This is a genomic window from Bradyrhizobium sp. Ce-3, from assembly GCF_022835695.1.
Classification (GTDB): Bacteria; Pseudomonadota; Alphaproteobacteria; order Rhizobiales; family Xanthobacteraceae; genus Bradyrhizobium.
In genome coordinates, this window is sequence record NZ_BQUV01000006.1 from 302,728 (window position 1) to 327,297 (window position 24,570).

Here is a 24,570-nt window from a genome sequence, read left to right on the forward strand (position 1 = left end):
GGACGCGCGCTGCGAGTTTGGGGCTCGTCGCTGCGCTGGGCTTCCTTTTGATGGTGTCCTTGGCCGCAAGTACGGCCCTCGCGGCGCTCGGAAATTATTTCGGCACGCACGCGGCTTTCGCGCTGCCGTTGCTGTCGCTTTTAAATACCGTCGTCTCGATAGCGCTGTTTACCGCGTTGTTTGCCGCCATCTTCAAGGTGCTGCCGGACGCGCCTATCGCCTGGCGCGACGTCATTATCGGCGGCTTCGTCACTGCCATCCTGTTCACGATCGGAAAATCGTTGATCGGCTGGTACCTCGGGACGACTGCCGCCAGTTCCGGCTACGGCGCGGCTGGCGCCCTAATCTTGATTTTGCTGTGGGCCTATTACTCTGCGCAAATTTTCTCGTTTGGCGCCGAACTCACGCGCGCCATCGCCGGGCCAACGCCAAAACCCGGCGATCAACAAGATAATGGGGACGATCGCTCGAAACCGGCCTCGCTGCAGCTGGATGATCGTGACGCTTGGCAGCCGCACCGCTTTAGCGCAACATTTAGATTCGGACAGGGTGAGTGACATGTTGCCCGTCCAAGCATCGATTATCGGGACTGTGAAAGTTGCGCCGACCTGGCGCTGACGACCTCCCGCCCGCGTGACTGGCGGCCGCTGTCGAATGCATAAATCGATTTGCCGACGGGCGTTTCGCTCTGCCGATAAGCTTTGGCCCGTGTCCGCAGTCGCTGAGCGCCACCGCCACCACCGCCGGCTCTGGGCCGGCCTCTCGTCGACGAACGGGCAGCCGCAACTGGGTCGGGCCATTAGCAGCGATGCTAGTACCGGTGACGCCATCCCCAAGGGCGCGGTCCATAGAACCGGGGCCCATAATATCCGTAGGCGCCGTAAAAGTTCGGACGCCAATGGCAGCGGCCCCAAGGATTACAGACCCAGCGCACCTAATCGAGGTTCGCGTTATCGCCGGCAATGCTGCCCGCTTCCGGCTGCCCGTTCGGAATGGCCCAAGCCGAGTTGGCAGCAAGGGTTATGCCTCCGAACAGGGATAGCCCGATTACAGCGTACTTGAGTTTCATAACAACCTCCTTTGTCGGAAGCTTCAACTCGCGCAGTCAGTTTGTTGCCATTACGAGCGGGCCTTTTCGGAATTAATGTTTGTGAACACACGCTTAGCAACGCCTGCCTATCCCTGCTTTCTCCGCGAGATCTGATGGGTGGATTTCGGCCGGCGGACGATCTCGACCCAGATTGAGCCCCGGCTTTTCGCGATGAAGACCGCGATCGGCGGCTGCCGGCACTCGCCCGCGCTTCTCCGAGAGATATTGAACGGCTCGTTGCAACAACGCTGCCGCAACTACGTCGTCTCTTGGAGGAGACGGCCATGACTGACGAAGATCGTCACAAGCTGCATGCAACAGTCGAGCAATACCGTGCCTTGCTGGCGGAGACCACTGACCCGATGGGACGGCTGCTGTTGAGAGATATCTTGGCCGAACTTGAAGATGCGGAGAGCCAGCTCTCGGCCGGCTCATCTGACAAAGCTGCGCCCACTGAGAGCCCACCTTCGCACAAAACGCCCCCGGCGGGTGAGGGCGGGGCCTCCGGCACCGGAGGTTGAGGGCGCCACGCGACTGACAACGACATCGGCGTCCCCTCGAAACGCTCCGAACTGGACTCCCTGGCTTCTGTTCACTTTTGGCCTGTCTTACGCCGGGCTCTTTGATAAACTCCGAATTGACCGGTCGACGGGCATCTAGCTTTGCCCTGATCGACAAGGCTCCCCGGTATCCGCACCTCGATGCGGGCGACCTCGATGAATGATCTCCTTGAGCGCCTGCGGCGCACCATTCTGCAATCGGGTCGTGCCGATCTGATGATTGCCGCGATCACATCCTTCCTTGCCTGGATTATCGTGCAGGGCCTTAGGGGCGTGGTCGGCTGAGCGGTTTTGATCGTGCGCGCAGTCGAGGAACGTCTGGCCTTCGGCACCGTTTGTCCGTGTTCAAAGCAGAGGAGGGCCTCATGGCCACAGAACAACGTGAGACGGGCACCCTGATCGGTAGCGACAAGGTGGAGGGCACGGCCGTTTACGGCGCCGACAATCAAAAGATTGGCTCGATTGAGCGGGTGATGATCGACAAGCTGAGTGGCAAGGTTTCCTATGCGGTGCTGAGCTTCGGCGGCTTCCTCGGCCTCGGCGATGATCACTATCCCCTGCCGTGGCAATCGCTGAAGTACGACACAGCACTCGGCGGATACCGGACCAACATCACCCAGCAGCAGCTGGAAGGCGCACCAAAGTACGCCGATGAGACGAGCTGGAATTGGGAGGATACTTCGCGGACACGCGCCGTTAACGACTACTATGGCGTCACGGGTCTCTAAGGAGGCTTGTTAGGATCGTTGGTATCGGCGAACCTCGCAAGATGCCACGTCCTAAAAGGAGCCGTTGCCTATATCCGCAGTGGAACACGGGCCTCTGCCTTTGCGTGCAACGGCTCTTGCGCTTCCGCGCATCCCGGGCGTTCGGCGTTGCAATAATCGGAACGAACCTTGGACTTATCGAGGACTGGCGGTACGCTGAGAAGCGTGAACTGCAAGGGATCGAGGCCGCGCTAAACTTGCGTCCAGACGATCGGCATTGAGACCGGCGCACGTGGACGTGCTCGAGGTGAGAGTGGCGCCCCGGCCGTGAAGAATTGATCGTCCGAAGATGGTCGAGGGATATTTTCCCCTTCACTTCGGCCTGCTCATGTTGACTAAATGGCGACCGGACTAGGACGGTAAGCGGCGTCACGACGCCCCGGTCGTCTTATAAAACGGCACGAGACCGAGATCGCGAAGGCGATCGTGAATTCTTTCGCTGCTCCTTCTGCTCTGGACGTTGCCGGTCATCGCGAGGCTGCTGTTCGCTGTTCCTATAGGCGCGCTGACTGCCACGCCCACGTCCGGCAAGTTGTTTGTCACCCCCGAAGAACGAGCGCCACCTCCGGGCTTGCGTCTGGCGAACGAATTGAGTGCGTCGGTAGAAGTAGGGATCAAACCCGCCTTAGTGGTGGTGCGCGAAGACGCCGCACTCCTAGCCTTCCACATCGCGCAGCTGTCGTCTCCTCGCGCCGCCCGACCTGACACGATCCCCCTTCGTAGTGCAGCGAGCAGCTTCGAAACAGCGCCCGATAGACCCGATAGAGAGTTGCATTCCTGGGGCGCTTATCGGCGAGAGGCAAGGGTTGGACCCGAAGCTTTTGTTTGATCCGCCGGGACGCCCTGCAGCGTCGCTCGCCTTTCGGCTACGGCATGATTGAACAGTTCAAGTACCAGACCGAATGCGGCCAGGTCCTCTTGTTCGAGCGTTCCATCATCGTAGCACTTCAGGGTCTCGTCGATGATCGCATCGACTTCGCGCTGCGACGTCAGCAGATCCTGTTCGGACTCGGCGTCGCGAACCTTCCGGACTACGACCAGAATGCGGTTGCGATGACTGGTGGTGTCGTCCCGGTCGTCCCGGTTCAGATAGCGACGCAGCCAAGCGGCGGCCGAACCGATGCCAGAAAGAAGAAGCAAGGCGAACCAGAAGTAGTCGCTGTATTTGTCCAGAAAGGTTCGCTCGGTACCGTTGATGACCGCCGCGGCGCCCCGATGCACGGAGGGCTCCGCCTCCTTCTCCGTCTCGGGCTTCGTGATGTGCGCGGCGCCGGCGACTCGTTGCGCGATGGTGTCTCGGACAGCGAAAAGCTGCCGGTAGAAGGCCGCTGCCTTAGCTTCTGACAGTTCTTTCCTGGCCAGGATGAGATGGTTGACGCTGATGGTGTCGACCTTGTCCTCGGGCCAGGCCGGTTTCGCGTTGAAGACACCGCCCGGAATTTCCTCGGCTTCGTAGCGGGCGTTCTTCAAAGCGATCGCCTCGGATGCTTCGACCGGAAGAAACTTCGGAGCTCCGCGCGACCGCGAAGTCGCGGCGATCGCGGCGGCAGTGATCTTGCTGTCGAGCGGACCGACGGCGAGATAGGCATCGAGGGTGGCGTCTTGCGCAAGTTTTTCGATTTCTTCGGTCCCGAATTGGACCGTCGTAATCTTGTCCGGGTCCACGCCGGAGCCGCCGAGAATGGTCCGTAGTAATGCGAGGTTGGCTCCGGTCCTTCCGATGATGCCGACCTTGCGACCCGCCAGATCGGCGATCTCTCCGATCTTGCCGCTGGCCTTCTTCCTGGAGTCTTTGCCCAGTCGCCCGGAGGGCGACCACAGGACGACGTAGTTCTTCCGCAGGACGGCCACTGTCTGCGCGTCGGCAGGCATGCCAAGGTCGCCGCGACCGATTGCCAGGTCGGCTTTGTCGACGCCCAGCAGAGCCATGGATTCGGCCGCCCCTTCCGTCGTGATCGGGGAAAGCTTGACCATCCTGCTTTCCTCTCCGAAAGCCTCGGCCATCGCTTGAACCACCTGATGATCGTCGCTGCCTGCCGGTCCGACTGCCACCCGGAGGATCTCGGGCTGCAAGACGTAGAAGAGGGAGGCCGCAGCGCCGCCGAAAACAACAAATCCCAAAGCCAGCACGATCAATAGCCTTCGCTGGCGTCGATCTTGGGTACTCCTGACTGGATCGGAAGATGACATCAGCAGAACCTACGTGAACAAACGTGTGCTTGGGAACTGCAAGCGCGCCGCCGGGAATTTGGGCGAACCGGTGTCCGACCGGAATGTTCCTTTGCGCGATAATGAGTTCACCCGGCTTCCACTGAATACTTCTTCGGGCGCCGATGGCGGAACCTGCCATCATTCGAAGGTTCGCGACGCTGCCGCATATGGCGGCGAGGAGGAAGAATAAGCTTCTACTGACGACCGCGATGGCGGTGATGATCTCGACGGGCGCGATGGCGCAGTCCACGGTGGTCACCACCACAGGCACCGGCCATGCCGCTGCCGTTCAGATCGAACCCGAATACCGCACCAAAATCCGTACCTACGTCACCGAACACAAGATCCGTCCGATACAGAGCCGCGAGGAGACGTCGTCGGTTCACCGGTGCCGCGCGATGTCGAGCTCAAGGCAGTGCCCGACGAATGGGGCCCCTCGCTCACCAAGTACCGCTACGTCTATTCGGGCGAACGGGTGATGCTGGTCGACCCGTCGACGCGCACCGTGGTCCAGGAAGTGGATTAGGCGAAGCGGGGCGCATCGTCTGAACGCGGCCCGCCCCGCTCAACGTCCGGCCCCAGCCGCAAAAGCGATCCTTCATTCCGAGAACGGCGGTCCATGACGATCATCCAATATTTCGTATTCGTAGGCGGGCTTCTGCTGACGCTGCTCTTTGCCGCGGACCGGTACCTGCCGGCCCCGACCGAGCGCGAAGGCGTGACCGATCCCGACAAGATGACCATCCGGATCGGCTCGGCGAGAAGTCTTCCGAAGAAGACCGTCTTCCACACGCGTCCGCGCGCCGACGCCCCGAAGGTCGTGCAGGCCGAGCAGATGCCCGACGAACCGTAGCAGCCGCTGCGGGAGGCGATGGCCGCCCTCCATGCAGCGCCTCCTTCGGAGATCAAGAAAGAAACGCAGACCAAGTCCCGGGCGGAGCCGCATGTCACGCGACTGACGAGGATGTCGAGAAGAGCTCGCGAACGGCGGCTGGCTTTCGAACGGCACGAGCTTTTCTTCGGAGATCGGTGAGCGGAAGATGGGCCCCACCACGAAAAGGCCGCGCCTTTGCCGCGCGGCCTTGGTTGCGATTAAATGGACTGGTTTCACAGTGGGTAGTTGGGATGCCAGCGGTCCCGCACGACCGGATAGGATCAGCGGTATAGGCGTGGGCGGGGCGCACGACGCGGTGATAACGGTGGCCGTAGGATACGGGCGCCGTGTAGCCGCCGCCCCAGCGATAGGGTTCGTCGTAGCCATAGTGGCTAATAGCCGCTGCCGCCGCATAGCCGGGTTCCCAGCCGTAAGCCGAGGAGGCAAGCCCGCCGATTACAGCCTCCGCAAGCAGGCCGCCGGCGATACCGGTCCCCAGCCACTCGCCAGTGAGCTTCGGCATGGATTCAAAAAGGTCGCCCACGACGCCTGCCACATCAGGGGGACTCCGCGGTCATCGACGGCGAGATCGTCGTGCCGGCCGCCGACGGCACGACCGACTTCTCGGTCTAGGTCGACCATGGATCTGACGAGACTGCCGCCGCCACCTGCAGAAGCGGTCGAAGCCGCATCCGAAAGCGGCAGGGCCGGGTCCGGCGTCGAGCCGCGCCAGCAGTTGCTCTTTCCGTCTTCCAATCTGGCAGGAGCGGACTTCAGATCACCGCAACGTCGATATCCGTATCGAAAGGACCGCTCGGCGAGCGGCCCTTTCATTGGTTACCAACGGCCGGCGCCGAAGCTGAAGCCGATGCTCGGCCCGCCGCCGTAGTAGCCGTAACCGCGATCGTAGTATCCTGGTGCGCCGTAGTAGCCGTAGCTCCGGCGCACGACGTAGCCGTCGTCGTCGCCGTAATAGCGCTCGACATAGCGGGGACCGCGGGTCCGGAAGCAGCGGCCGTACTCGTTGCAAACGAGCCGGACCTGGTCGATCCCGGATAACTCGGGTGAACCGACCGCGGTCGGATTGAGCGGAGCGGCGGAGGCAGCCGAAGCCAATAAGGCCGTCGCGAAAGCTCCAAGTGCAATTGTCTTCATGAGCGTTCTCCTTCCTTGGCGAGATCAGTCGATCTCTTCGATGACACGACGTTCCTGCGGTTCGACGATGTAGGTGCGGCTATCCCGGTGAATGTATCGGTACTCCCGCAGGCTCGGCGCCTCGCGATAGACCTCGTCCGGGAAAGCATCGATCTCCACGTCGTCCGGCACTCGCTCGCCTCGGCGGATCTCGGTTCGCACCGTACTGCCGGTCGTTTGCCGTTCGCGCTCGACGGGACGCGCCTTGGCATGCTTGCGGATCACCTCGCGCTCACGATCGCTGATGGTGACCTTGCGCTGCTCGGAGCGCGCCGGCGCCGCCGCGGTCGAGCGGCCCGAGTACGGCATCACGGCGACGATCTTGTAGCTGGAGGGCTCCACGATGACGATCTCGTCTTTCACCAGAACGAAGTCGTAGCCTCGGTACTGGGGCACGATCTCGACCACCTCCGCCGGCAGCGGCTGCACGCGGACGTCGCGCGGCACGACCGTGCCGACCGACAGCGAGAAGTTCACGTTGTTGAGGGGCTGAATGTTCAGGTGCGAAATCGACGTGCTGATCCGCGTCCGCTGCTGATCGTTGATGTTCACCGACGCGTTCACATTGGTGTTCGACGAGCGATCGGCCGTGTTCTGCTGGTTGGTCGGCTGCTGGGCCGTGTTGGTCGAGTTGCTGCCGGTCGGAGACTGCGCCTGATTGCTGGTCGAGGCCGGCGGATTCGCGCTCTGGGTCTGGCCGGTCGAGGGCGAATTGGTCTGCGCTTGGTTTGAGGGCGTAGTGGTCTGGTTGGAAGGCTGGCTGGTCTGGGCTTGATTGGTCGAGTTGCCGGGGGTCGGCGCCTGCGTGGCGTTGGACCCGGTCCCGGAATTGGACGACTGGTTCGCAGCGTTCTGACCGGTCGAGGAAGGCTGCTGCGTCTGGGCCGAGTTCGTCGAAGGATTGCTGGTCTGCCCGGACGAGTTGGACGACGGTGTAGTGGACGTCGAGGACGGCGTCGTTGAAGTGGAATCCTGCGGTCGTTGCGCGGTCGGCGAATTAGAGCTCGAAGTGTTGGGAGACGACTGGGCAAATGCCGAAGTCGCAATCGCGACTGCAGCCGTCGTAGCCAAAAAGAAGTGCGTGTTCATCTGGAATCTCCTTCATGCGGTCGCCCGTTAACACGCGATGGTGGGCGGAGTTCCTGATCGGGAAAACTCCGCAATCAGAATTGCACGTGCGCCGACGATTGATTCCGGCGAGAGAAAGATTGCTGCGACACCGCAGCAGCACGCTACGGCAGGGCCGTCGGGAACAGGTGGAACTTGTAACTGAACCCGTCGTTGGCAGTGACTACTTACGAACCATTGGAGGAAGCACATCATGAAGAAGCTGATCGTGTGCGGCGCCATCGCCGCTTTCGCCATCGGCACGCAAGCCGCCAGCGCCGCCGAATTCTACATCGTCCGCGACGCGACAACCAAGAAGTGCACCGTTGTCGACACCAAGCCGACGACGACGACCACCACCGTCGTGGGCGACGGCGTCTACAAGACCAAGACTGAAGCAGAGTCGGCCGTGAAGACCACCAAGGTCTGCACCGAACAGTAGGCTCGGCCCTGTTGGCCTGTCGGAAACGTTCGAAAAGAGTTGGAGGAGAAAATGCCCGTATTGTTTTTGTGGGCCGTTCCCGCCATTGTCGTTGTCGGCGGCGTCGGCTTTTTCTTGGTTCACATGCACTAAGCGAATAGACTTTCGCGCGAGCGGCTCGTCCAGGAACCGGACGGGCCGTTTTCGTTTTTCTTCTTGCGAGCGCTCCCGGCATCAAAGAGGGGGCCCCGGGGGCTCCTCTCCGCGTCGTTCGTCAGCGAGTTCGGTCGTCACCAGCGAATGGCAGCGACCGCCCTCCCTTCGGAGCGGAGGCAAGCCCGCATGAACACACGTGCTTGGAACAGTCCTCGGCTTGCTTAATTAATCGCCCGCCTGCTGGATTCGGCAGCGGGACAGGCGCTTCTTCTGCGAACGCCGCCGTGGCAAGAAGAACAAAGCCGCCGTCGTTGAGAAGATGGATTTCATGCGCGCCTCGTCATTCGGCAACTCAACGACCGGGCTCCGAGGCCGTTCGACATGGGCGGCCTCAGGACGGGTCTCTCACGCGAGCGACCATTTCGCGATATCGGGCTTCATAAGCCTTCGCCATCCGGCTCGATGCAAAGCGCTCCTCGAACCGGGGGCGGACGGCTCTCCTGTCCAGCCGGCCCAAGTTCGTTCACCGCCCTGATCGCCTGCTCCTCGTTGTCGACGATGAAGCCAGTAACGCCGTCTTCAATCAGGTCGGGCGCCGAGGCCGAGCGGTAGGCTATCACGGGCGTCTCGCAGGCCATCGCTTCGGTCATGACGAGCCCGAAAGGCTCCGGCTAATTGATCGGAAACAGCAGCGCGGCGGCCCGGCGAGGAACGGCTGCTTCCTGATTTCGTCCATCTCGTCGACAAGTTGGACCTCTTCGCCATCGATGTCCGGTTCGAGCTTCTTCTTGAAGTAGGCCGTCTCCGCGCGAGGTATCTTGGCGGCGACCCGGAACAGCATCTCGGCACCACGTGCGATGCGCACCGTCTTCCGCGACCCTTGTCCGCCGTCAGCAGACCAAGCCAAGTACGAACCACCTTCCTAAGAGGGCCGAAACAGGTCCTTGGGCAAATCGTGCGGGATGGTCGCGATCCATTCGCATCCTGAAACCTAAGACTCACATCAGTCTGCGGAGCGCCGAAGGTTTTGGCCGTTCCATCGCGCGCCTGGCGTCGAGCGTGGCGATCGCAAAGGCGGAGGAAGCCTTTGATCCAGCGAAATTGATGCATCAAGATCGGGCGGCCGCTATCGGAGCGATCTGGCACGGCCGTCCAGAGGGCGAGCAGCCGCTCCAGGTGCGGCAGGCGAGGGACGAGTGGTTCCGGTCCTGCGAACCGTGCATTCCGCGGCCACCGGCTGCCCGAGAGGAACGGCAATCCTCCATGCGACTTGATTCTCCGAAGCGTTTCAACTCGGAGAACGATCATGAAAGCGATCTTGACCATCATTTGCCTATCCGTACTCGCCTTAGCGTCACCGGCGGAAGCCAAAGGATGCATCAAGGGCGCCATCGTCGGCGGTGTTGCCGGCCACATGGCGGGCCATGGCAAGCTGGGCGCTGCTGCGGGATGCGCGGTTGGACATCACGAAGCGAACAAGCAGAACCCGAACAATTCCTACCCCCAAGCTCCATCGGGGCAGAAGTAGCGCGCTGGCACCTTGGCCCGCGCCATGAAGATCAGATCACACTCCGAGAGCCACATCGTCGAGCTTGAGGACGGCTCGCGCTGGCAGGCCTTCCCTGGTGATCTCGACCTAACGCTGAACTGGAAGCCCGAGACGGAAATCGTCGTCATACCGGCTGACGATGATTTGAGTTCTCACGTGCTGGTCGGCGGAGACGCAAAGGTCCGTGTGATCGAGGACGGCGAAAGCTGGCCGGTACGTGAGGTCAAGTCGGCGTTGAAAGAAGGGTAGGACCGGCTCCGCCGGTTCAGCGGAACGCGATCCGGAGGGATATGCGATGATAGCAATCATGGTGAGTCTTGCCTTGGCACTCGCTGCCGCGACATCGACGGTCTCGACGCAGCCGGTGAGATGGACCAGGTACACCATTCCGCAGAGCGGCACTTCGGTGGAGTTCCCTTTCTCGATCTTCACAGAAGAAGCCGGCCGACCGGACGGGTACGGGCAACGATTCTGAACCGCAGATGGCCGCGCCGATCTCACGATCCAAGCCGCGCCCAACCTCGCGAACAATTCACCCGCTGCCTTTCTTGCGAAGAAGCACCGCCTTCCCGCATCCAATACAAGAGCGAGTGACACCCCGCTTCTTCGCGGTCTCCAGCTATAAGGGCGACAAGGTTTGGTACAACCGCTGCAACTTCTCGGGACGGCTGGTCCATTGCGTGCTGATCAACTATCCCGCCGAAGAAGAGCGCGCCTGGGACGAGGTCGTCACCCGTGTGAGCCTGTCCCTCAGCGGAAGTAGGTCGCGCCGCCGGGTTTACCGAACGACGGGCACCGCAGGCCCGCGCTCAGAGCGCGCCGAGATCGTCCGGAACCCTGTTAACGAAACTGAAGATCACGGAAGCTGCCTGGCAAGACTTTATGGTCTCAATCGTTGGGACAACTCGTGATGGAGAATTGAAGGCCAGTGAAGCTGATGGTGGGTGCGGCGCTGGGCACTACGCCATTCAGTTCGCTAAAGCCAACGGTGCTCGCAGGCGTCGCTGGGGTGCATCAATCTGTCACAACCGAAGGCAGCCGTTGAGAGCTGTAACAAGGCCGAGGTATCCGATTATCGCGAGGACGTTGCCCGCGAACAGCCGATTTGGAAGCATGTCCTTTCGCTCAGGCTGCTCGCTCAGAGCCATCGGCGGACGCCCGCTTGGAAGACCCCACTCTCGTAGGAACGACTGCCTAGCTCTTTCGTTATCCCACATCCCAGACAGTAGAGGAACACGATCATGGATCGCGAACACATTAAGGGTGCTGCCGACAAGGCAAAAGGCGCCGTCAAAGAAGGTGCCGGCAAGCTCACCGGTGACAAGGACTTGGAAGCCGAAGGTAAAATCGACAAGGCCAAGGGTTCTGTCCACAACGCCGCGGGAAACGTGAAGGATGCGGCCCGGGACGCCGCTGATGCCCTTAAAAAATAAGCAACGGATGATCAAGAACTGGCCGCCTTCGGGCGGCCTTTCTCCGCCACGGGGCGCTCCCGGCTGTAGCCACATCGCGAGTGACGCCACTCCGCAAAGAGCCACGATTTTAAAGCTTTTTGCGAAGATCGAGAAGGCAAGCGGCTAACCCACTGCTGTCTTCTGCCGGCCAATATGTTCGACCTTTAGCACATCCACCGCAAATTGAAGAACCGAGAGATAATTGGCGTCCTCGGGAGAAGCCAGGTTTGCTACGTTACGATGTACGAACAACTCGCCGGGATCGAGACCTACAATCGTATTGGCCGGCACGCGGCTGTCGGAACAGCCAATCCAGAGATATTTCGGCGACTGCTGCCGGGCGAGCCGTCGAAAGAACTCTGGGTCTTGCGCAAGTGTCTGGGCCGCCCAGGCGCGATTATTCTCCTTCAGATCTTCTAACATGACTCCTCCAATCCTTTGCCTATTCCCCAGGGGCGCCCGCGTTCTTGATGCTCCTGCCTTCGATGGAATCGGCTCCAAGAATTGCTGTATCCACGCAGCGGACGCGCCCTCTTCCGTAACTACCGGGTAGCGGCGTTTCGACTAACTGTCGAACTTGATTTCGCCAGTTCTGTTTGTAAGCGAGTCAGGGTTGCCAACTGGCAATCAGCCAACCGAGCGCTCGCGCGCTTGGCAGACAGCCGTTGACCGGACTCTGAGCGAGCCGCGTCGCCATGGTCTGCCCACCGTCCATCTGAGCGCGCCGTGCATAACGGCCCGCTCACGGTAGTTTCGCGTCCTACCGCTCGCGCTCCGCGACCTCTGGCGGAATGGCGCAGCCTTCACGCAAGAACGTCATGCCCGTCAACGGGGCGCGAGCGGCTTATCGTCAATCAATGCCTTCGCGCCGCACGCTGAAGACTGAGCTCTCCCACTATGGCTCCAGATTCATCTCGCACCTCGATGGTGACTTGACGCGACCTATTGGCAATGGCTCGATCGCGCACGACGTCAGCTAACGATTTAGCTGCCTCGATCTCGGCTGCCTCGATATCGGGTAAGAGGATGCCCTCCTCGTCTACCGCGAGTTCATCGTCCTCCCGGATGTCGAAGAAGTAGCGTTTCATCGTCCGGAAGCTCAATCTAGATCGCGCTGCACTATGAGCCTGCGCGGCAACGAAACTGCGAGGCTCCGCAGATGATTGGCATGGAGACAGAATCACAGATCAAATATCCCTCCAGTCCACGTTGTTGTTCAAGCTCAACGACGTTCCTTTCAACTTGAGCGCCTAGGTCGAGCGTTCTTTGTATCCTTCTGGCTCGTCATTATTGTCAATTTGGGATTGGAGGACGCTTGATTAGTGCTCGACCAAATGCGCCGATCATTGCTGCCGCCTCATGATCTCCACGATCATCGAGAATGCGATGAAGCGTCTTCGCACTCTCTTGGAACAGGGACAAAAGCGATGGGTCACGTTCGCACAAGACCCCTGCGATACACAGCGCAAGGGCTTCCGTACCCATCTTCGCTTGAGCTAACGGATCTGCTGCCATCTTTTCTTACCTTCTTCGATAGTTTCGCAGTCGTACACCGTCCGAACCCGGGCTAGTTGGTGTGACGACGCTCGCTCCTGGAGGCGATCAAGCCCTTTAGTTCCTCGACAAGACGCCGCCTGATGAAGTTGCGTTCAGCGTCAGTCAGTTGCGTGTCCAACAGCCGCCGGTACCGCCGTACATTTGCTTCGCGGGTCCACCGAGCATCGGCGCGAGATATTCTCAACGGCCGATGCCGCCTCGTCGCAGCATGTCGTTCTGGATCGGAAACAGCGCAAACAAGCTTGCTGAAGCGAGGCGGCCGCATCGCCATTCCGCCGCGAGGCGGCGGGTCATTCTCCTCGTCCAAACGCTTCAGCGCGGACAGGATGTCGGCAAGGCGCAACTGATGCGTGATGCCGGGCACCTCCCGAAGAGCCGACTGGGACTCGACGGCGTACATATCCGACGCCCAGGACGAGAGGATGACGCGCTTCTCGTCTGTCGAAAGCCGAGCATCGTGCAATACATCTCCCGGTGAATTGTAGTGGGATACCGGATGGAAAAGGGGATCAATGATGTTGGCATTATGATTGACGTGGCTCATGCCGTGTCTCCTATTTCTCCTTTCGTCCAGAGACGGGTTGATACGAGTTTAGGATGAGGTCGGCGACGTTTGCGCGCCGCCGACCTCAGATGTCAGTTGCTATTGATCGCAATACGCTTGACGCTCGATCTCGATTGCTCGGACTTCGGTAGCGTGACGATGAGGACGCCGTTCTTGAACTCGGCTCTCGCCTTGTCTTCTTCGACGCCATCAAGCGAAATCTGTCGCTCGAAAGATCCGTAGTACCGTTCGCTGACGAACTTGGAATCGTCGTTGCGTTCGGCTCTCCGTTCGCCGCGGATCGAAAGGACGCCATTGGCGATTTCTATCTGGACATCCTTTTCGCTGAGGCCCGGAAGTTCGGCAGAAACCGCGACCTCCTTGTCGGTCTCACTCAGTTCCAGGCGCGGCCAGCTGAACTGGCCCTCCATCAGCGGAGTGTTGATGCGACCGAAAGAGCCGAAGCCGCGGAAGGCGTCATCGAACAGGCGGTTCATCTCGCGGTGGAGCGTGAGAAACGGATCGAACGCCTCGCGCCTGGTTGAGAGTTCTTGACCTTTGGTCCAGGGAACCAGATCCCGAATACCCATGATATCCTCCTTAACTTAACATGCAGCTGGTCCGCGCACGGGCGACTATCGTCCGTGCGTGATTTGACCCAACATGAAGCGGGCTCAGGCCGCCTTCTGCGTGATTTGCGCGGCAGGAGCGTCGCTTTCGATGGCGATGCGCCGAGGCTTCATGGCCTCGGGGATTTCGCGCACGAGTTCGATCCGCAGCAGACCATTGTCGAACATCGCCGTCTTCACTTGGACGTAATCGGCAAGGTTGAACTGCCGCTTGAAGGGACGCGCCGAGATGCCCCGATAGAGGAATTCGTGCTGGTCCTTATCGCCCTTGCGCCCCTCTACAGTCAGTACGTTCTGCTCGGCCGTCACGGAAATCTCATCCTGACTGAAGCCGGCCAGTGCCACCGAGATCTGGTAACGGTCCTCGCCGAGCCGCTCGATGTTGTACGGCGGGTAATTGTCTTCGGACCGATGCTGGGTTTCGTCGAGAAGATCGAAGAGGCGATCGAATCCGATGCTCGAACGCCACAGGGGGGTGAAATCGTATGTCCTCATAACCAAGTCCTCCTGAGAGCAAGATGGATACGAAGGAGCGCAAGACATATGGTGCAAGACACCGGTCCGGCGCCCTGTTCGCTCTGCCGAGCCCAACCTGGCGCCCGGCACCCGCCCGAAAGCGGCAAAAATCCAATTAGAAAGGCGGCATTCAGTTTCAAGGGTGGCTGTAAAAATTTTTGGCTTGGTTTGGCTCGGTTATTCCAGCCCGCACCGGAACCGAGTTCGTTCAATTTGCCCACCAAGCGCACGACGGGCGAGCTGCGCTGATGCGGGGCATTGTGGCTCGCGTACCAGACGGCATGGGAGGCGCGTTTGCACTTTGTTCGAGAGGTTTAAATTCCTTGATCCAGATCAAGGGGCAGGACAACTAGAGAACGGTGACATCCCGGCTAGGTCACTGGCAGCGGTGAGTTGAGCCACCCCCGGGGAGGCACATCTGTCAACATTCGTGCCAGCCCATTACGGCATTTCCATTCGCTCCACCTCCACCGCCACCGGTCAGTTGCCCATGCGGACCAGCTTGCTCTCAATGGGAAAAGCTGAGCCGCCCAACTGATTACATTCCTTCTTTGTCTCGAATTTCGTTCGACGCCATACCCTGGATTCGAGGCGTAAGCTGATGCGCGGCAATCGCATATGGGCGGACGATAACCCGCAAGCAGCCAGCGGGAAGGCGCTCCAGCGCGAGGGTCTTCCTGCCGCCGGCTCGAAGCCCCTGCCGGCAGCTGGCCGCGGCAGAAGCTCAGCCCGCCAATCCGGGCAATTCGCTCCGAAGGCCCGTCATTATGAAGTTCACGCCTATCGCCGCTACGATGAGCGCCATGATGCGTGTTATGACGTTAATTCCGGTCTTTCCCAGGAACCGCTCAATCGCCGCTGCCGTCCAGAGTGTCACCCCGATCAGGAATGTTGCACTGATCGACGCCGCGGCAAGCAGCGCCTTCGATAGCCAGCCCGGATTATCATTGGAGAGGGTGATGATGATGCTCACTTCGGCTGGGCCGACCAGTAACGGGAATGCAAACGGCGTTATCGCCATTCCATGAATATCTACCTCACGGCTGTCCACTCCGCTGGGTGATTGTATGAATTTCCCATACTGGGCCTGAAACATCTCGAGCGCGATGACCAGCGCGAGTAACCCGCCCGCGATACGGAAGTCGTTGAGGCCGACGTTGAAAAAACCCAGGATCTCCTTGCCGAGCACGGCGGCCCCCACGAAGAAAACCGCGACCGCCGTGCAGGCCAAAACAATAATGCGATGGATATTCGCGCTTCCGGCTTGCCGCGTGATCGCCAGAAAGATTGGAATCGCTCCGACCGGATTCGTCAGCGCGTAGAGCAGCATTGTGATCCCGATGAACTGATTCCAAAGCATGGTCGTGGTCTACCGAGGACAGCGGCTGCTCTGCAGTCCTCAATCCTTTTCGATGGCAATCTGCGACTCAGCCGCGAGGCCGGCCAGTGATCTCATCATCGTACGACGCAACGCCTCGTCTGAAACGTCGGCGGATTTCCACACGATGATGCGTGGCGCCTCGCTACGACCGGCCCAAACCAGACTGTATTTTCGGATCAAGCCGCCCGACTTGATGCTTTCAAGTGCCTCAGTGAGTAAATCGTGAAGCTGCGCCGTCATGACGAGATCTCTGGCCAAACGCCCGACATCAGCACTCCAGGTCAGTCGATTCCAATCCGCAACATCGCGCGGGCGAGTTCGAGTTCACTGATTGCCTGGCGCAGTGCCCTGCGGGCCGTGCTCTTGTCACCGTTCGCACAGGCTGCGCTCAGCTCGGCAAGGTACTGGCGAGCCGCCTCAGCGTGCGCCACAAGATCTCCGGCACCTGCAAAACTCGATCCCCGTTTCGTGTCCACAGTCAATTGCCTCCGACCGAATATCCGTCAGCAATGTGAAGCTTGCTCACAAAAGACGATAGGAGCAAACTCGGGTTTTTCAAGGTTTCTCGGAAAGGGGTTAGCCTGGAGAGCTTGTCGCGGCACGAGAGCGTCTGGCTGTCAGGTCATCAATCGCAATGGCACGGCTGCCGTGCCAGCGCCGCACGGGTACGCCCGCCAACTCTGTGTTCGGATTCGTGAGAGTCAGCGAGTGCCACATCCTGCATGACGTCCCAACCTCGTGTGGGATGACGACGCCCTTGTGACGGAAGTCCTGAGAACCGGTTCGCGCTCGACGTTCAAGCAGTGCTCGATTGCAAGCCTCTTGAGATCACCGAAACCGAAATCTTCGGAAAGGGCATCAGCCGGCGAGTAATGGTTCGTGGAGCTGCCCTCCTATGCTTTTCAGACTTCCGTCGCGGATCCGGCGCTGCTGGGCCTTCGGGTAAGCCATGACGCGAGACCAACTCGGGTTCTTGGTCACATGCTGGACGATCCAGAAGCATGTACTGCAACCCCTGTCCGCGAGCGTAGGCGATCGCCGCCGCTGCTGAGGGAAATGAGAGCTCGAGTAGGGCGAGCGGATCATCGTCTTCCGTCCAACCCATCAATGGCTCGATCCTCAGCGGCGTGCGACGCTCAAACTTAAGTTTCCATTCTTCTTTCCGCGGCGCTGAAGTCATGACTGAAGGCGCCACCTTGTATATGACGGCTTGAGCATCAGCTGGAAATGTAGATCGGGTATTGGCCGGCATCTCCGCCTCCGCTGGTAGTGTTGAGTTGCCTAATTCACATTCGTTGGTCTCCGTTTTTCTTCATGCGGCAGCGCGGCACGATGGCCACTAACGACACCGGGCGAGCATTTTGCTCGGGTCATGCTCGCAAACGCGGTGACTGCAGCCGAGCAGTTACGTGTTTGTGCCGAGCCAACTTAGAAGCGACCTTTGACGTTTCAAGTCCCTTGCTATCTCTTGCGGACGCGGCGTGTGCCATCCCATCTACTTGCCGTCTCTGTGGAAAGTCATGCGTGGAGCGATTGCATCGCAAGGAGTAACGACGGCGCCCCCTTAGTGTTCATAGCGCGGCCATAAGCGACAGCTCCGGGAGTGCACCAAACGAGCAACGCGTCAGGTCCTACGAGCAAGCTTACATACGGAGGATGAAACGCGAATTGCACCGGTTGCTCCGTTGTTCGGGAGCGTGCCGCCGCGGCTTTACGGCGGGAGGGAGGGCGTCGTGCATTGCCTAACCGAGGAGGGACATCACGTTACGCTGTTTGCAAGCGGTGGTTCCATTAGCTCCGTTGAACCGGTCATGTGCACGCCACGTGCCTTTCGCCCCGCCCCGGGTTGGTCCGGTCACAAACGAATTAACGGAAATCCCGTGGCACGAGACCGGAGCGGCGGGCAATCCGTCCGTCAATGGCGTCTTACAAGCTTAATGAACGAACGGGGCCCTCGGGGCGGCCCCGCTGTCCTCGTCCTCACCACCAATGATGCCAATGCCAGCGGCGATGCCACCACGGCGGGCCCACGTAGAAGCGCGGCGGCGGAGGCGGATAATAGACGTAGGCGCCATACAAGTTCGGGCGCCACCAGCATCGTCCCCACGGGTTGCAGATCCAGCGAACTTGCTCAACATTGGGGTCGACCTTAGATGTATGCTGCGCTCGCGGCAGACCATTCGGCATGGCCACGGCGCTCGACGTGAAAGCCAAAGCCGCAAGGGCCGTCAGAGCTGCTTTTCCCTTCATTGGATCCTCCTTACCAAACAAAAAGCGTGAATAGGCTGCGCGATCGACGATGACACGCTTGCGCGCGTTATGTCGGGTGGCCGCAGACGTCGTGCGGCACCTATCCGCGCGATGACGTCCTAGCGGTTGCAACGCGAGTCATCGAATTCCATCACCGGCTCGGAAAGAGCACCCCTTGCAGATATCAGGAATGAGCTCTTCAGCGCGGAAGTCCGGAGTGGCGCTGAACTGACGCTTGAGACCGGCTTTCCGGATCGGCGTCACCGGATCAGATGACTTCGCTTGAACCGCCGCAATGGACTGGACGTTACGCTTGGGCGGCGCCCGCTCCATTCCGGCGACCTGGCTTGTGCCGACCACCAGCATCGACAAGGCAAACGCTACGTAAAAGCCACGCATTGTTCGCCCTCCAGTTCAAGTCCTGTTTCTCCAAGCCGAGAGCCTGGCGCGCCAATTTCTGAATGGGCCGGCGAACCAGCGAACAATTCGGTTGAAGCTTCGTTCGATGATTGCACCCCAGTGGGGTGCAGACGGAAGATGATAGAGCTTCATAGCCACATTCTCCTGCAAGCAACGCGGTTATGCCGAAACGCCAGATCCTCGCGGCATTTGGCGTGCCGTTCCCTGCAATAGGGCCTTGGCGGCAATTGATTTAGATGAGCTGCTCGATCTTTCAAGAAGCTCCTGATCTTCGAGTCTATCGCTTCCGACCTGGTGGACCGCGGCCCACGATAGAGCGGCTTGCCCCTTCGGATTCGCCCCCACGGAGATGTTGGCTACAGGGGGGATGTGCTTGACTAGGGCCACCGTTGGGACGGTCTATCGGTACTTTCGTTGACGCCAGATGGCAATCAGGTCGGCCAGCAAGGCCGTGCGAGTGATCCATTGAAAGCCAACGTTTTTGCGGTTCGGAAAATAGCGGTCATCAGGGAAACGCAAAACTGGGTTCAACGCGATGCTCGGCACACTACGAGCCCGGATTGTCAAAAAGTTTTGGCCGACCTCTTGAATGGTCCTTCTACGATCCTAATTGGATTTTCCGCCGGGGCTGGGATCCGGCCCCGGTCAAATTACATCGCTAGATTGCAAAGGAGGATGTGCATGCATTTCCGTCCGCTGCACGACCGTGTGCTCGTGCGCCGCCTTGATGCCGAGGAGAAAACCGCCGGCGGCATCATCATTCCCGACACCGCGAAGGAGAAGCCGCAGGAAGGCGAAATCATCGCTGCGGGTCCCGGAGCGCGGAATGAACAGGGACAGCTGATCCCGCTCGATGTGAAGGCTGGAGACCGGGTCCTGTTCGGTAAATGGTCGGGGACGGAGGTGAGGATCGACGACCAGGATCTCTTGATCATGAAGGAGAGCGACCTTCTTGGTGTCGTCGAAGACAGCGGCAAGCTGAAGAAGGCGGCCTAAAGGCCGCTGGTAGGCTGACAGTCATTGAACAGAAAGGAGATCGACATCATGGCTGCCAAGGACGTAAAATTCTCGACCGAAGCCCGCGACCGCCTGCTGCGCGGCGTGGACACACTGGCGAACGCAGTGAAGGTCACGCTCGGTCCCAAGGGACGCAACGTGGTGATCGAAAAGTCGTTTGGCGCGCCGCGCATCACCAAGGACGGCGTCACCGTCGCCAAAGAAATCGAGCTTGAGGACAAGTTCGAGAACATGGGCGCCCAGATGGTCCGCGAAGTGGCATCGAAAACCAACGACCTCGCCGGCGACGGTACCACCACCGCGACGGTGCTGGCGCAGGCCATCGTCAAGGAGGGCGCGAAATCGGTGGCTGCTGGCATGAATCCGATGGACCTCAAGCGCGGCATTGACCTTGCGGTGGAGACAATTGTCTCCGATCTGAAAACTCATGCGAAGAGGATCACATCCAACGACGAGATCGCGCAGGTCGGCACCATCTCCGCCAATGGCGACACCGAGATCGGCCGCTTCCTTGCAGACGCGATGCAGAAGGTCGGCAACGAAGGCGTTATCACGGTTGAGGAAGCGAAGCACCTCAACACCGAACTCGAGGTGGTCGAGGGCATGCAGTTCGATCGCGGATATGTCTCGCCGTACTTTGTCACCAACACCGAGAAGATGCGGGTCGAGCTCGAAGACCCCTACATCCTGATCCACGAGAAAAAGCTTTCCGGACTGCAGACCATGCTGCCGCTGCTCGAAGCAGTGGTGCAATCCGGCAAGCCGCTCCTCATCGTGGCGGAAGACGTCGAGGGCGAAGCGCTCGCGACGCTGGTCGTGAATCGGTTGCGCGGTGGGCTGAAGGTCGCTGCCGTCAAGGCGCCCGGCTTCGGCGATCGCCGCAAGGCGATGCTGGAGGATATTGCGATCCTCACCGGCGGCACCGCGATCTCAGAAGACCTCGGCATGAAGCTCGAGAACGTCACTCTCAACATGCTCGGCCGCGCCAAGAAGGTGGTGGTCGACAAGGAGAACACCACGATCGTCAACGGTGCCGGCGCCAAGAAGGACATCGCGGCGCGCGTCGCCCAGATCAAGGCCCAGATCGAGGACACCACGTCCGACTACGATCGGGAGAAACTGCAGGAGCGGCTGGCCAAGCTCGCAGGCGGCGTCGCCGTGATCCGCGTCGGTGGTGCCACAGAGGTCGAGGTCAAAGAGCGCAAAGACCGGGTGGACGACGCCCTTCATGCGACCCGGGCCGCGGTCGAGGAAGGCATTCTTCCTGGCGGCGGGGTCGCCCTGCTGCGCGCGCTCAGAGCGCTCGACGGCATCAAGACGGCTAACGCCGACCAGAAGGCTGGCATCGACATCGTGCGTCGCGCGATCCAGGTGCCGGCACGGCAGATCGTCCAGAACGCGGGCGAGGATGGCTCCCTGGTTGTCGGCAAGCTCCTTGAGCACAGCGACTACAACTGGGGCTTCAATGCGGCCACCGGCGATTACCAGGACCTGGTCAAGGCCGGCGTGATCGATCCGGCCAAGGTCGTACGCACCGCGCTCCAGGACGCATCCTCGGTCGCTTCGCTGCTGATCACGACCGAGGCGCTGGTGGCCGACAAGCCCAAGAAGGCGGACCCGGCTCCGGTCGCGCCGTCGATGGACTTCTGACTAGGTCGGTGCCCGGGCGTGGCGCCCCGGGCACCGCTCGCTCAATGTAGCAGGGAGGTAGCAGATAACGAGCAAGAATCTCACGATGAGCATGCAGTTTCCAGCTGTGTTGCGTCGAGACGGAGCTGCGCTCGCCTCGAGCTTTCGCAACGATCGCGCTGACAGGTTTTCGAACGATAGGAGGATGAGATGATCCTGGATCGAATCATTGGCTCCGCTCGTGCGGAGCATCGAAGCAACGGTTCCGCCGCACCCCGTACCACCCGTACGCTGCTGACGGGATTGCTCGCAGCCGTCCTGAGCCTACCGTCGCTCGCGGCGTGGGGAGCTGACAGCCCGCAACGGACAAATGGTCCACCGACAACGAAGGAGGACCTACTTCCGCTTCCGCCGATCCCATATTCCGGCTCGATGCCCTGGATGAGGTGGAGCACAACATCCCCGACAATGAGAATTGACACTCTCATAGTACCGAGCCTTGACCCATCGAGGGCTTTCGAGGTTTCGCCAGACTGCGTGCACGGAGAGCCGACGATCGGCTAACTCCTGCCCACAATGCCCGGTGCGCACCGCGACATCGCGATGCTCACCGGGCAGTGCCAATCACCCGTTGTAGGCTGGTCGGCCGCAGGTGCGAACCCCTCATCGCGCACGATCGCGAAGAGCCAGGCGGTTCCGTGGCCTGCAATACCATCCCCGCGGACGCGCCGGCTGGCATAATTGTCCGAGAGGACTATGGAAGAACCTGTCGACCGGCGGCTTGATCGAGCGCGCCAGTAGATTGGTCTCCAATTGTGGTTGGCTCACACGATGAAGCGAGCCCTTCAAGCAATAAAGGCGCCCACGCTGCCGCGCCGAATAAATTTGCAAAAACGATAGCGATTACGACCTCGGTAATCATGCCTGCGTCTCCGATGCGATGACCAGTCCAATAGCGCCGAGAGCTTGTGGGGCTGGATATCAAGATCTCACGTAGCTTGGAAACTTGGCTTGCAGCGAGGGCTGTCCCTTCAGCCCGGCCGTCGAGCGTGCTTGGGTTTCGGCGATGCGGGCCTGGACCGCGCTCCTGATCAGCTCGACGGCACGCCCTTCGAGCTGCCGGATCCGCTCGCGCGAAACGCCGTGCTCCCGCGCCAGTTCGTCCAAGGTCTTCGGTTCATCGGCGAGCAGGCGCGCCTCGACGATGGCCCGCTGGCGCGCTGACAATGTGTTGAGTGCTTCCGTCAGCGCGACCTGTCGCCGATGATAGTCATCGATCTCGCTGAGGCGGCTTTCCGGATCTGGGGTAGGATCTATCAAGCGGTCCTGCCATTCTTCTGTTGCCTCCGCATCGCCAATCGCAACATTCAACGAATAATCACCGCGCAATCGACGATTCATTTCAATAACGTCAGGCGGGCTCACCTTGAGCTGCTTGGAGATGTAATTGACCTGCTCTGGTCTCAAATCACCTTCGTCGGCGGCGGCAATTCTGGTCTTGAGCTGCCTTAGCTTGAAGAACAGCTTTTTTTGCGCGGGCGTGGTGCCCATTCGCACAAGCGACCACGATCTCAGGATGTATTCCTGGACCGACGCCTTGATCCACCACATGGCATAAGTGGCCAGCCGAAAACCCCTCTCGGGCTCAAAGCGCTTGACGGCTTGCATCAAGCCGAGATTGGCCTCCGAAACGATGTCGGCAATTGGCAAGCCGTAATGGCGGTAACTCATTGCGATCTTGCAGCCAGACGCAGGTGGCTTGTCACGAGGCGGTATGCCGCCTGCCGATCACCGTGATCTCGCCAGCTCCTTGCGTAAGCGACCTCTTCGGAAGCTTCAAGAAGGGGGAATTTTCGAATCTCAGTTAGGTACCGAGAGAGCCCGTCCCTCGAGGATAGGGAGGGCAGCGCAGCGATACTAGGCATGATGCTCGCTCCTTTCTGTTCCTTCCGACCACGCATGCATCAAGCAGATAAAACTCAACTTAGGGTTTCGCCTACTCGACGTGAGAACATATTCTAACCCGCGATGTGAGTGTCGAAGGCGCTGCCTCATGCGATCCGGCCGATGTCCAAGCATAGCTTTGAAAGAGCTGGCCCGGCGAAAGCGGTACTGATGTCGCGCGAGATCGCGCCAGAAATGTCGACACGTCTCATTCCAAGTCAACAGCCGGGAAGTGTCTCGTAGACCCATTCAGACGTTGATTAAAACGGTGATGGTGAGGTTTTGTTTCCAGTGGACCAGGTGCGCTGCCGGTGGCACGTTTATCTGCGGCATCTGCAGGGCCGATCTTCGCCGCGAAGGATCGCTCGAACTTGCCGGCATGCAGGGCCACCACGTCCGACGTGCCGATGCCAGATACCGCATTGCAGCAAGTCCAGAGAGGGCGAGCTGCCGCGCAGCTCCGCGATGCTTCCGCTCGTTCACCATTGGCACCATTGGCGGGCCGGATCGACGGCGGATCGCAATTTTTTCTCGGAACGGCTCTTGACGCCGTAACTCTGCTGCATAATTTTTGCCGCGCCAGCCCCGCTTAGCGGGGCGGTGTCTGGGCGCCCATGCGGGCCCAGGCGAGACGGGCGCCGGTTGTGTCCCGGTGCCGTTCATATCCATCTTGCTCTCTGGAGGATTTGGCTATGCGCACATACGACTTCTCCCCTCTCTTCCGCTCGACGATCGGCTTCGACCGTCTTTTCGATCTTGCCGAAATGGCCAACCGGGCCGGTGGCGACGACAACTATCCCCCCTACAATATCGAACGGCTGGCCGAAGACCGCTATCAGATTGCGCTTGCGGTCGCAGGCTTCGCACCTGACGAGATTTCGGTGACGGCCGAGCAGAACGTCCTCACGATCGAAAGCAACAAGCCCGAAAAGGCCGAGCGCGAATACCTCTACCAGGGGATCTCGACCCGGAGGTTCAAGCGGCAGTTCAGCCTGGCCGACTACGTTCAGGTAAAGGGCGCTGCATTTGACAACGGGCTCCTCAAGATTGAGCTTGCGCGCGAGATTCCCGAGGCCATGAAGCCGCGGCGGATCGCGATCAACGCAGCGTCGACGAAGGCGCACCGACAGCTCGAATCCGCGGCCTGACCCAGCGCAGCTGCGTGCCGGAAGTCCGGCACGCGGCCTTAAACATCGATATCGTCTACAGAACGGAGGCAACCATGCGGCCGACGACCGCGTATACAAATCTGCACGCTCTGAAGTCATTGATCCCAAACGAGCGACGGTTCGAACGTCCA

At 60.2% G+C, this 24,570-nt stretch carries 28 protein-coding genes and 4 pseudogenes; 16 read left to right on the forward strand and 16 right to left on the reverse strand.

Annotated elements, in window-relative coordinates:
• The first annotated feature begins 17 nt into the window (after positions 1-17).
• Positions 18-557, forward strand: a complete 540-nt coding sequence (locus tag BRSPCE3_RS36165; protein WP_375709943.1) for a YihY/virulence factor BrkB family protein — start codon at positions 18-20, stop codon at positions 555-557.
• A gap of 377 nt (positions 558-934) precedes the next feature.
• Here the strand turns inward: BRSPCE3_RS36165 and BRSPCE3_RS36170 are convergent, their stop codons facing one another.
• Entirely contained in the window at positions 935-1,069 is a 135-nt protein-coding gene (locus tag BRSPCE3_RS36170) for a hypothetical protein (protein ID WP_375709944.1), read from the reverse strand.
• 305 nt (positions 1,070-1,374) lie between these two features.
• On the opposite strand from BRSPCE3_RS36170, the gene BRSPCE3_RS22185 reads away from it, so the two are divergent.
• The 3 genes from BRSPCE3_RS22185 (at position 1,375) to BRSPCE3_RS22190 (ending at position 2,378) form a co-directional block, all read left to right on the forward strand.
• Positions 1,375-1,611, forward strand: coding sequence for a hypothetical protein (locus tag BRSPCE3_RS22185; protein WP_244068245.1), 237 nt, complete (start codon positions 1,375-1,377; stop codon positions 1,609-1,611).
• Positions 1,612-1,806: 195 nt separating this feature from the next.
• Entirely contained in the window at positions 1,807-1,935 is a 129-nt protein-coding gene (locus BRSPCE3_RS36080; protein WP_283843156.1) for a hypothetical protein, read from the forward strand.
• 80 nt (positions 1,936-2,015) lie between these two features.
• Positions 2,016-2,378, forward strand: a complete 363-nt coding sequence (locus tag BRSPCE3_RS22190; protein WP_244068246.1) for a PRC-barrel domain-containing protein — start codon at positions 2,016-2,018, stop codon at positions 2,376-2,378.
• An 825-nt stretch (positions 2,379-3,203) separates the two neighbouring features.
• On the opposite strand, the gene BRSPCE3_RS22195 is transcribed toward BRSPCE3_RS22190, so the two are convergent.
• Positions 3,204-4,607, reverse strand: coding sequence for a TAXI family TRAP transporter solute-binding subunit (locus BRSPCE3_RS22195; RefSeq protein WP_244068247.1), 1,404 nt, complete (start codon positions 4,605-4,607; stop codon positions 3,204-3,206).
• Positions 4,608-4,620: 13 nt separating this feature from the next.
• Here BRSPCE3_RS22195 and BRSPCE3_RS22200 point away from each other — a divergent pair, with 13 nt between their 5' ends.
• From BRSPCE3_RS22200 to BRSPCE3_RS22215, 4 genes and pseudogenes are all read left to right on the forward strand, one after another.
• Positions 4,621-4,818: a hypothetical protein gene (locus BRSPCE3_RS22200; RefSeq protein WP_244068248.1), complete on the forward strand. Its 198-nt coding sequence runs from the start codon at positions 4,621-4,623 to the stop codon at positions 4,816-4,818.
• Positions 4,819-5,016: 198 nt separating this feature from the next.
• A complete protein-coding gene (locus BRSPCE3_RS22205) occupies positions 5,017-5,154 on the forward strand; it encodes a DUF1236 domain-containing protein (protein WP_244068249.1) in 138 nt (45 codons plus the stop codon).
• 93 nt (positions 5,155-5,247) lie between these two features.
• Positions 5,248-5,481, forward strand: coding sequence for a hypothetical protein (locus BRSPCE3_RS22210; RefSeq protein ID WP_244068250.1), 234 nt, complete (start codon positions 5,248-5,250; stop codon positions 5,479-5,481).
• A gap of 547 nt (positions 5,482-6,028) precedes the next feature.
• Positions 6,029-6,132, forward strand: a pseudogene (locus BRSPCE3_RS22215) (DNA ligase); the annotation flags it as partial.
• 207 nt (positions 6,133-6,339) lie between these two features.
• On the opposite strand, the gene BRSPCE3_RS22220 reads toward BRSPCE3_RS22215, so the two are convergent.
• Both BRSPCE3_RS22220 and BRSPCE3_RS22225 read right to left on the reverse strand, forming a co-directional pair.
• On the reverse strand, positions 6,340-6,657 hold the full coding sequence (locus tag BRSPCE3_RS22220; protein ID WP_244068251.1) for a hypothetical protein: 318 nt from the start codon (positions 6,655-6,657) through the stop codon (positions 6,340-6,342).
• Between the two features lie 24 nt (positions 6,658-6,681).
• On the reverse strand, positions 6,682-7,785 hold the full coding sequence (locus BRSPCE3_RS22225; protein ID WP_244068252.1) for a DUF1236 domain-containing protein: 1,104 nt from the start codon (positions 7,783-7,785) through the stop codon (positions 6,682-6,684).
• Between the two features lie 232 nt (positions 7,786-8,017).
• On the opposite strand from BRSPCE3_RS22225, the gene BRSPCE3_RS22230 reads away from it, so the two are divergent.
• Positions 8,018-8,245: a hypothetical protein gene (locus BRSPCE3_RS22230; RefSeq protein ID WP_244068253.1), complete on the forward strand. Its 228-nt coding sequence runs from the start codon at positions 8,018-8,020 to the stop codon at positions 8,243-8,245.
• 572 nt (positions 8,246-8,817) lie between these two features.
• On the opposite strand, the gene BRSPCE3_RS36175 is transcribed toward BRSPCE3_RS22230, so the two are convergent.
• The gene (locus BRSPCE3_RS36175; protein ID WP_375709945.1) at positions 8,818-9,030 is read right to left on the reverse strand and encodes a glycosyltransferase; all 213 of its coding nucleotides are present in this window, start codon (positions 9,028-9,030) and stop codon (positions 8,818-8,820) included.
• Positions 9,027-9,245 carry a hypothetical protein gene (locus tag BRSPCE3_RS36180; protein ID WP_375709946.1) on the reverse strand — a complete coding sequence of 73 codons (219 nt, stop codon included), beginning with the start codon at positions 9,243-9,245 and terminating at the stop codon, positions 9,027-9,029. The genes BRSPCE3_RS36175 and BRSPCE3_RS36180 overlap by 4 nt, the downstream gene beginning before the upstream one ends.
• Positions 9,246-9,686: 441 nt before the next feature.
• Here BRSPCE3_RS36180 and BRSPCE3_RS22240 point away from each other — a divergent pair, with 441 nt between their 5' ends.
• The 4 genes and pseudogenes from BRSPCE3_RS22240 (at position 9,687) to BRSPCE3_RS22255 (ending at position 11,362) form a co-directional block, all read left to right on the forward strand.
• A complete protein-coding gene (locus BRSPCE3_RS22240) occupies positions 9,687-9,908 on the forward strand; it encodes a hypothetical protein (protein WP_244068254.1) in 222 nt (73 codons plus the stop codon).
• 24 nt (positions 9,909-9,932) lie between these two features.
• Entirely contained in the window at positions 9,933-10,178 is a 246-nt protein-coding gene (locus tag BRSPCE3_RS22245; protein ID WP_244068255.1) for a hypothetical protein, read from the forward strand.
• A 58-nt stretch (positions 10,179-10,236) separates the two neighbouring features.
• Positions 10,237-10,690, forward strand: a pseudogene (locus BRSPCE3_RS22250) (hypothetical protein); the annotation flags it as partial.
• A 480-nt stretch (positions 10,691-11,170) separates the two neighbouring features.
• Entirely contained in the window at positions 11,171-11,362 is a 192-nt protein-coding gene (locus BRSPCE3_RS22255) for a CsbD family protein (RefSeq protein ID WP_244068256.1), read from the forward strand.
• A gap of 171 nt (positions 11,363-11,533) precedes the next feature.
• Here the strand turns inward: BRSPCE3_RS22255 and BRSPCE3_RS22260 are convergent.
• The 9 genes and pseudogenes from BRSPCE3_RS22260 to BRSPCE3_RS22310 all read right to left on the reverse strand — a co-directional run.
• Positions 11,534-11,806: pseudogene (locus BRSPCE3_RS22260) on the reverse strand (carbonic anhydrase); the annotation flags it as partial.
• Positions 11,807-12,237: 431 nt separating this feature from the next.
• Positions 12,238-12,471, reverse strand: coding sequence for a DUF6894 family protein (locus BRSPCE3_RS22265; RefSeq protein ID WP_244068257.1), 234 nt, complete (start codon positions 12,469-12,471; stop codon positions 12,238-12,240).
• Positions 12,472-12,950: 479 nt separating this feature from the next.
• Complete coding sequence (locus BRSPCE3_RS22270) at positions 12,951-13,484, reverse strand: hypothetical protein (protein ID WP_244068258.1); 534 nt, start codon at positions 13,482-13,484, stop codon at positions 12,951-12,953.
• Between the two features lie 92 nt (positions 13,485-13,576).
• Positions 13,577-14,074 (reverse strand): Hsp20/alpha crystallin family protein, encoded by a 498-nt coding sequence (locus tag BRSPCE3_RS22275; RefSeq protein WP_244068259.1) that lies wholly within the window; start codon positions 14,072-14,074, stop codon positions 13,577-13,579.
• Positions 14,075-14,158: 84 nt separating this feature from the next.
• Positions 14,159-14,608, reverse strand: a complete 450-nt coding sequence (locus tag BRSPCE3_RS22280) for an Hsp20 family protein (RefSeq protein WP_244068260.1) — start codon at positions 14,606-14,608, stop codon at positions 14,159-14,161.
• A 745-nt stretch (positions 14,609-15,353) separates the two neighbouring features.
• Positions 15,354-15,989 (reverse strand): MarC family protein, encoded by a 636-nt coding sequence (locus tag BRSPCE3_RS22285; RefSeq protein WP_244068261.1) that lies wholly within the window; start codon positions 15,987-15,989, stop codon positions 15,354-15,356.
• A gap of 39 nt (positions 15,990-16,028) precedes the next feature.
• On the reverse strand, positions 16,029-16,250 hold the full coding sequence (locus tag BRSPCE3_RS22290; protein WP_244068262.1) for a hypothetical protein: 222 nt from the start codon (positions 16,248-16,250) through the stop codon (positions 16,029-16,031).
• A 556-nt stretch (positions 16,251-16,806) separates the two neighbouring features.
• Positions 16,807-17,262, reverse strand: a complete 456-nt coding sequence (locus BRSPCE3_RS22295; protein ID WP_283843157.1) for an NADH dehydrogenase ubiquinone Fe-S protein 4 — start codon at positions 17,260-17,262, stop codon at positions 16,807-16,809.
• Positions 17,263-18,398: 1,136 nt separating this feature from the next.
• A complete protein-coding gene (locus BRSPCE3_RS22310) occupies positions 18,399-18,659 on the reverse strand; it encodes a hypothetical protein (protein ID WP_244068264.1) in 261 nt (86 codons plus the stop codon).
• Positions 18,660-19,361: 702 nt separating this feature from the next.
• On the opposite strand from BRSPCE3_RS22310, the gene groES reads away from it, so the two are divergent.
• Together groES and groL are read left to right on the forward strand one after the other, a co-directional pair.
• Complete coding sequence (gene groES, locus BRSPCE3_RS22315) at positions 19,362-19,676, forward strand: co-chaperone GroES (protein WP_244068265.1); 315 nt, start codon at positions 19,362-19,364, stop codon at positions 19,674-19,676.
• A 48-nt stretch (positions 19,677-19,724) separates the two neighbouring features.
• Positions 19,725-21,347: a chaperonin GroEL gene (groL, locus tag BRSPCE3_RS22320; protein ID WP_244068267.1), complete on the forward strand. Its 1,623-nt coding sequence runs from the start codon at positions 19,725-19,727 to the stop codon at positions 21,345-21,347.
• Positions 21,348-22,307: 960 nt separating this feature from the next.
• On the opposite strand, the pseudogene rpoH reads toward groL, so the two are convergent.
• Positions 22,308-23,251, reverse strand: a pseudogene (gene rpoH / locus BRSPCE3_RS22325) (RNA polymerase sigma factor RpoH).
• Positions 23,252-23,962: 711 nt separating this feature from the next.
• Between rpoH and BRSPCE3_RS22330 the strand changes: the two are divergent.
• Positions 23,963-24,418: an Hsp20 family protein gene (locus tag BRSPCE3_RS22330; protein ID WP_244068270.1), complete on the forward strand. Its 456-nt coding sequence runs from the start codon at positions 23,963-23,965 to the stop codon at positions 24,416-24,418.
• Positions 24,419-24,570 lie beyond the last annotated feature (152 nt).

Bases quoted from the DNA above. Each gene is read 5' to 3' on its own strand.
- BRSPCE3_RS22230 (WP_244068253.1), top strand. From the start codon at position 8,018: ATGAAGAAGCTGATCGTGTGCGGCGCCATCGCCGCTTTCGCCATCGGC.
- BRSPCE3_RS36170 (WP_375709944.1), bottom strand. From the start codon at position 1,069: ATGAAACTCAAGTACGCTGTAATCGGGCTATCCCTGTTCGGAGGCATA.
- BRSPCE3_RS22225 (WP_244068252.1), bottom strand. From the start codon at position 7,785: ATGAACACGCACTTCTTTTTGGCTACGACGGCTGCAGTCGCGATTGCG.
- BRSPCE3_RS22195 (WP_244068247.1), bottom strand. From the start codon at position 4,607: ATGTCATCTTCCGATCCAGTCAGGAGTACCCAAGATCGACGCCAGCGA.
- BRSPCE3_RS22265 (WP_244068257.1), bottom strand. From the start codon at position 12,471: ATGAAACGCTACTTCTTCGACATCCGGGAGGACGATGAACTCGCGGTA.
- BRSPCE3_RS22270 (WP_244068258.1), bottom strand. From the start codon at position 13,484: ATGAGCCACGTCAATCATAATGCCAACATCATTGATCCCCTTTTCCAT.
- BRSPCE3_RS22185 (WP_244068245.1), top strand. From the start codon at position 1,375: ATGACTGACGAAGATCGTCACAAGCTGCATGCAACAGTCGAGCAATAC.
- BRSPCE3_RS22290 (WP_244068262.1), bottom strand. From the start codon at position 16,250: ATGACGGCGCAGCTTCACGATTTACTCACTGAGGCACTTGAAAGCATC.
- groES (WP_244068265.1), top strand. From the start codon at position 19,362: ATGCATTTCCGTCCGCTGCACGACCGTGTGCTCGTGCGCCGCCTTGAT.
- BRSPCE3_RS22190 (WP_244068246.1), top strand. From the start codon at position 2,016: ATGGCCACAGAACAACGTGAGACGGGCACCCTGATCGGTAGCGACAAG.
- BRSPCE3_RS22295 (WP_283843157.1), bottom strand. From the start codon at position 17,262: ATGCCGGCCAATACCCGATCTACATTTCCAGCTGATGCTCAAGCCGTC.
- BRSPCE3_RS36080 (WP_283843156.1), top strand. From the start codon at position 1,807: ATGAATGATCTCCTTGAGCGCCTGCGGCGCACCATTCTGCAATCGGGT.
- BRSPCE3_RS22285 (WP_244068261.1), bottom strand. From the start codon at position 15,989: ATGCTTTGGAATCAGTTCATCGGGATCACAATGCTGCTCTACGCGCTG.
- BRSPCE3_RS22275 (WP_244068259.1), bottom strand. From the start codon at position 14,074: ATGGGTATTCGGGATCTGGTTCCCTGGACCAAAGGTCAAGAACTCTCA.
- BRSPCE3_RS22310 (WP_244068264.1), bottom strand. From the start codon at position 18,659: ATGCGTGGCTTTTACGTAGCGTTTGCCTTGTCGATGCTGGTGGTCGGC.
- BRSPCE3_RS22220 (WP_244068251.1), bottom strand. From the start codon at position 6,657: ATGAAGACAATTGCACTTGGAGCTTTCGCGACGGCCTTATTGGCTTCG.
- BRSPCE3_RS22245 (WP_244068255.1), top strand. From the start codon at position 9,933: ATGAAGATCAGATCACACTCCGAGAGCCACATCGTCGAGCTTGAGGAC.
- groL (WP_244068267.1), top strand. From the start codon at position 19,725: ATGGCTGCCAAGGACGTAAAATTCTCGACCGAAGCCCGCGACCGCCTG.
- BRSPCE3_RS22240 (WP_244068254.1), top strand. From the start codon at position 9,687: ATGAAAGCGATCTTGACCATCATTTGCCTATCCGTACTCGCCTTAGCG.
- BRSPCE3_RS22280 (WP_244068260.1), bottom strand. From the start codon at position 14,608: ATGAGGACATACGATTTCACCCCCCTGTGGCGTTCGAGCATCGGATTC.
- BRSPCE3_RS36175 (WP_375709945.1), bottom strand. From the start codon at position 9,030: ATGACCGAAGCGATGGCCTGCGAGACGCCCGTGATAGCCTACCGCTCG.
- BRSPCE3_RS22255 (WP_244068256.1), top strand. From the start codon at position 11,171: ATGGATCGCGAACACATTAAGGGTGCTGCCGACAAGGCAAAAGGCGCC.
- BRSPCE3_RS22330 (WP_244068270.1), top strand. From the start codon at position 23,963: ATGCGCACATACGACTTCTCCCCTCTCTTCCGCTCGACGATCGGCTTC.
- BRSPCE3_RS22210 (WP_244068250.1), top strand. From the start codon at position 5,248: ATGACGATCATCCAATATTTCGTATTCGTAGGCGGGCTTCTGCTGACG.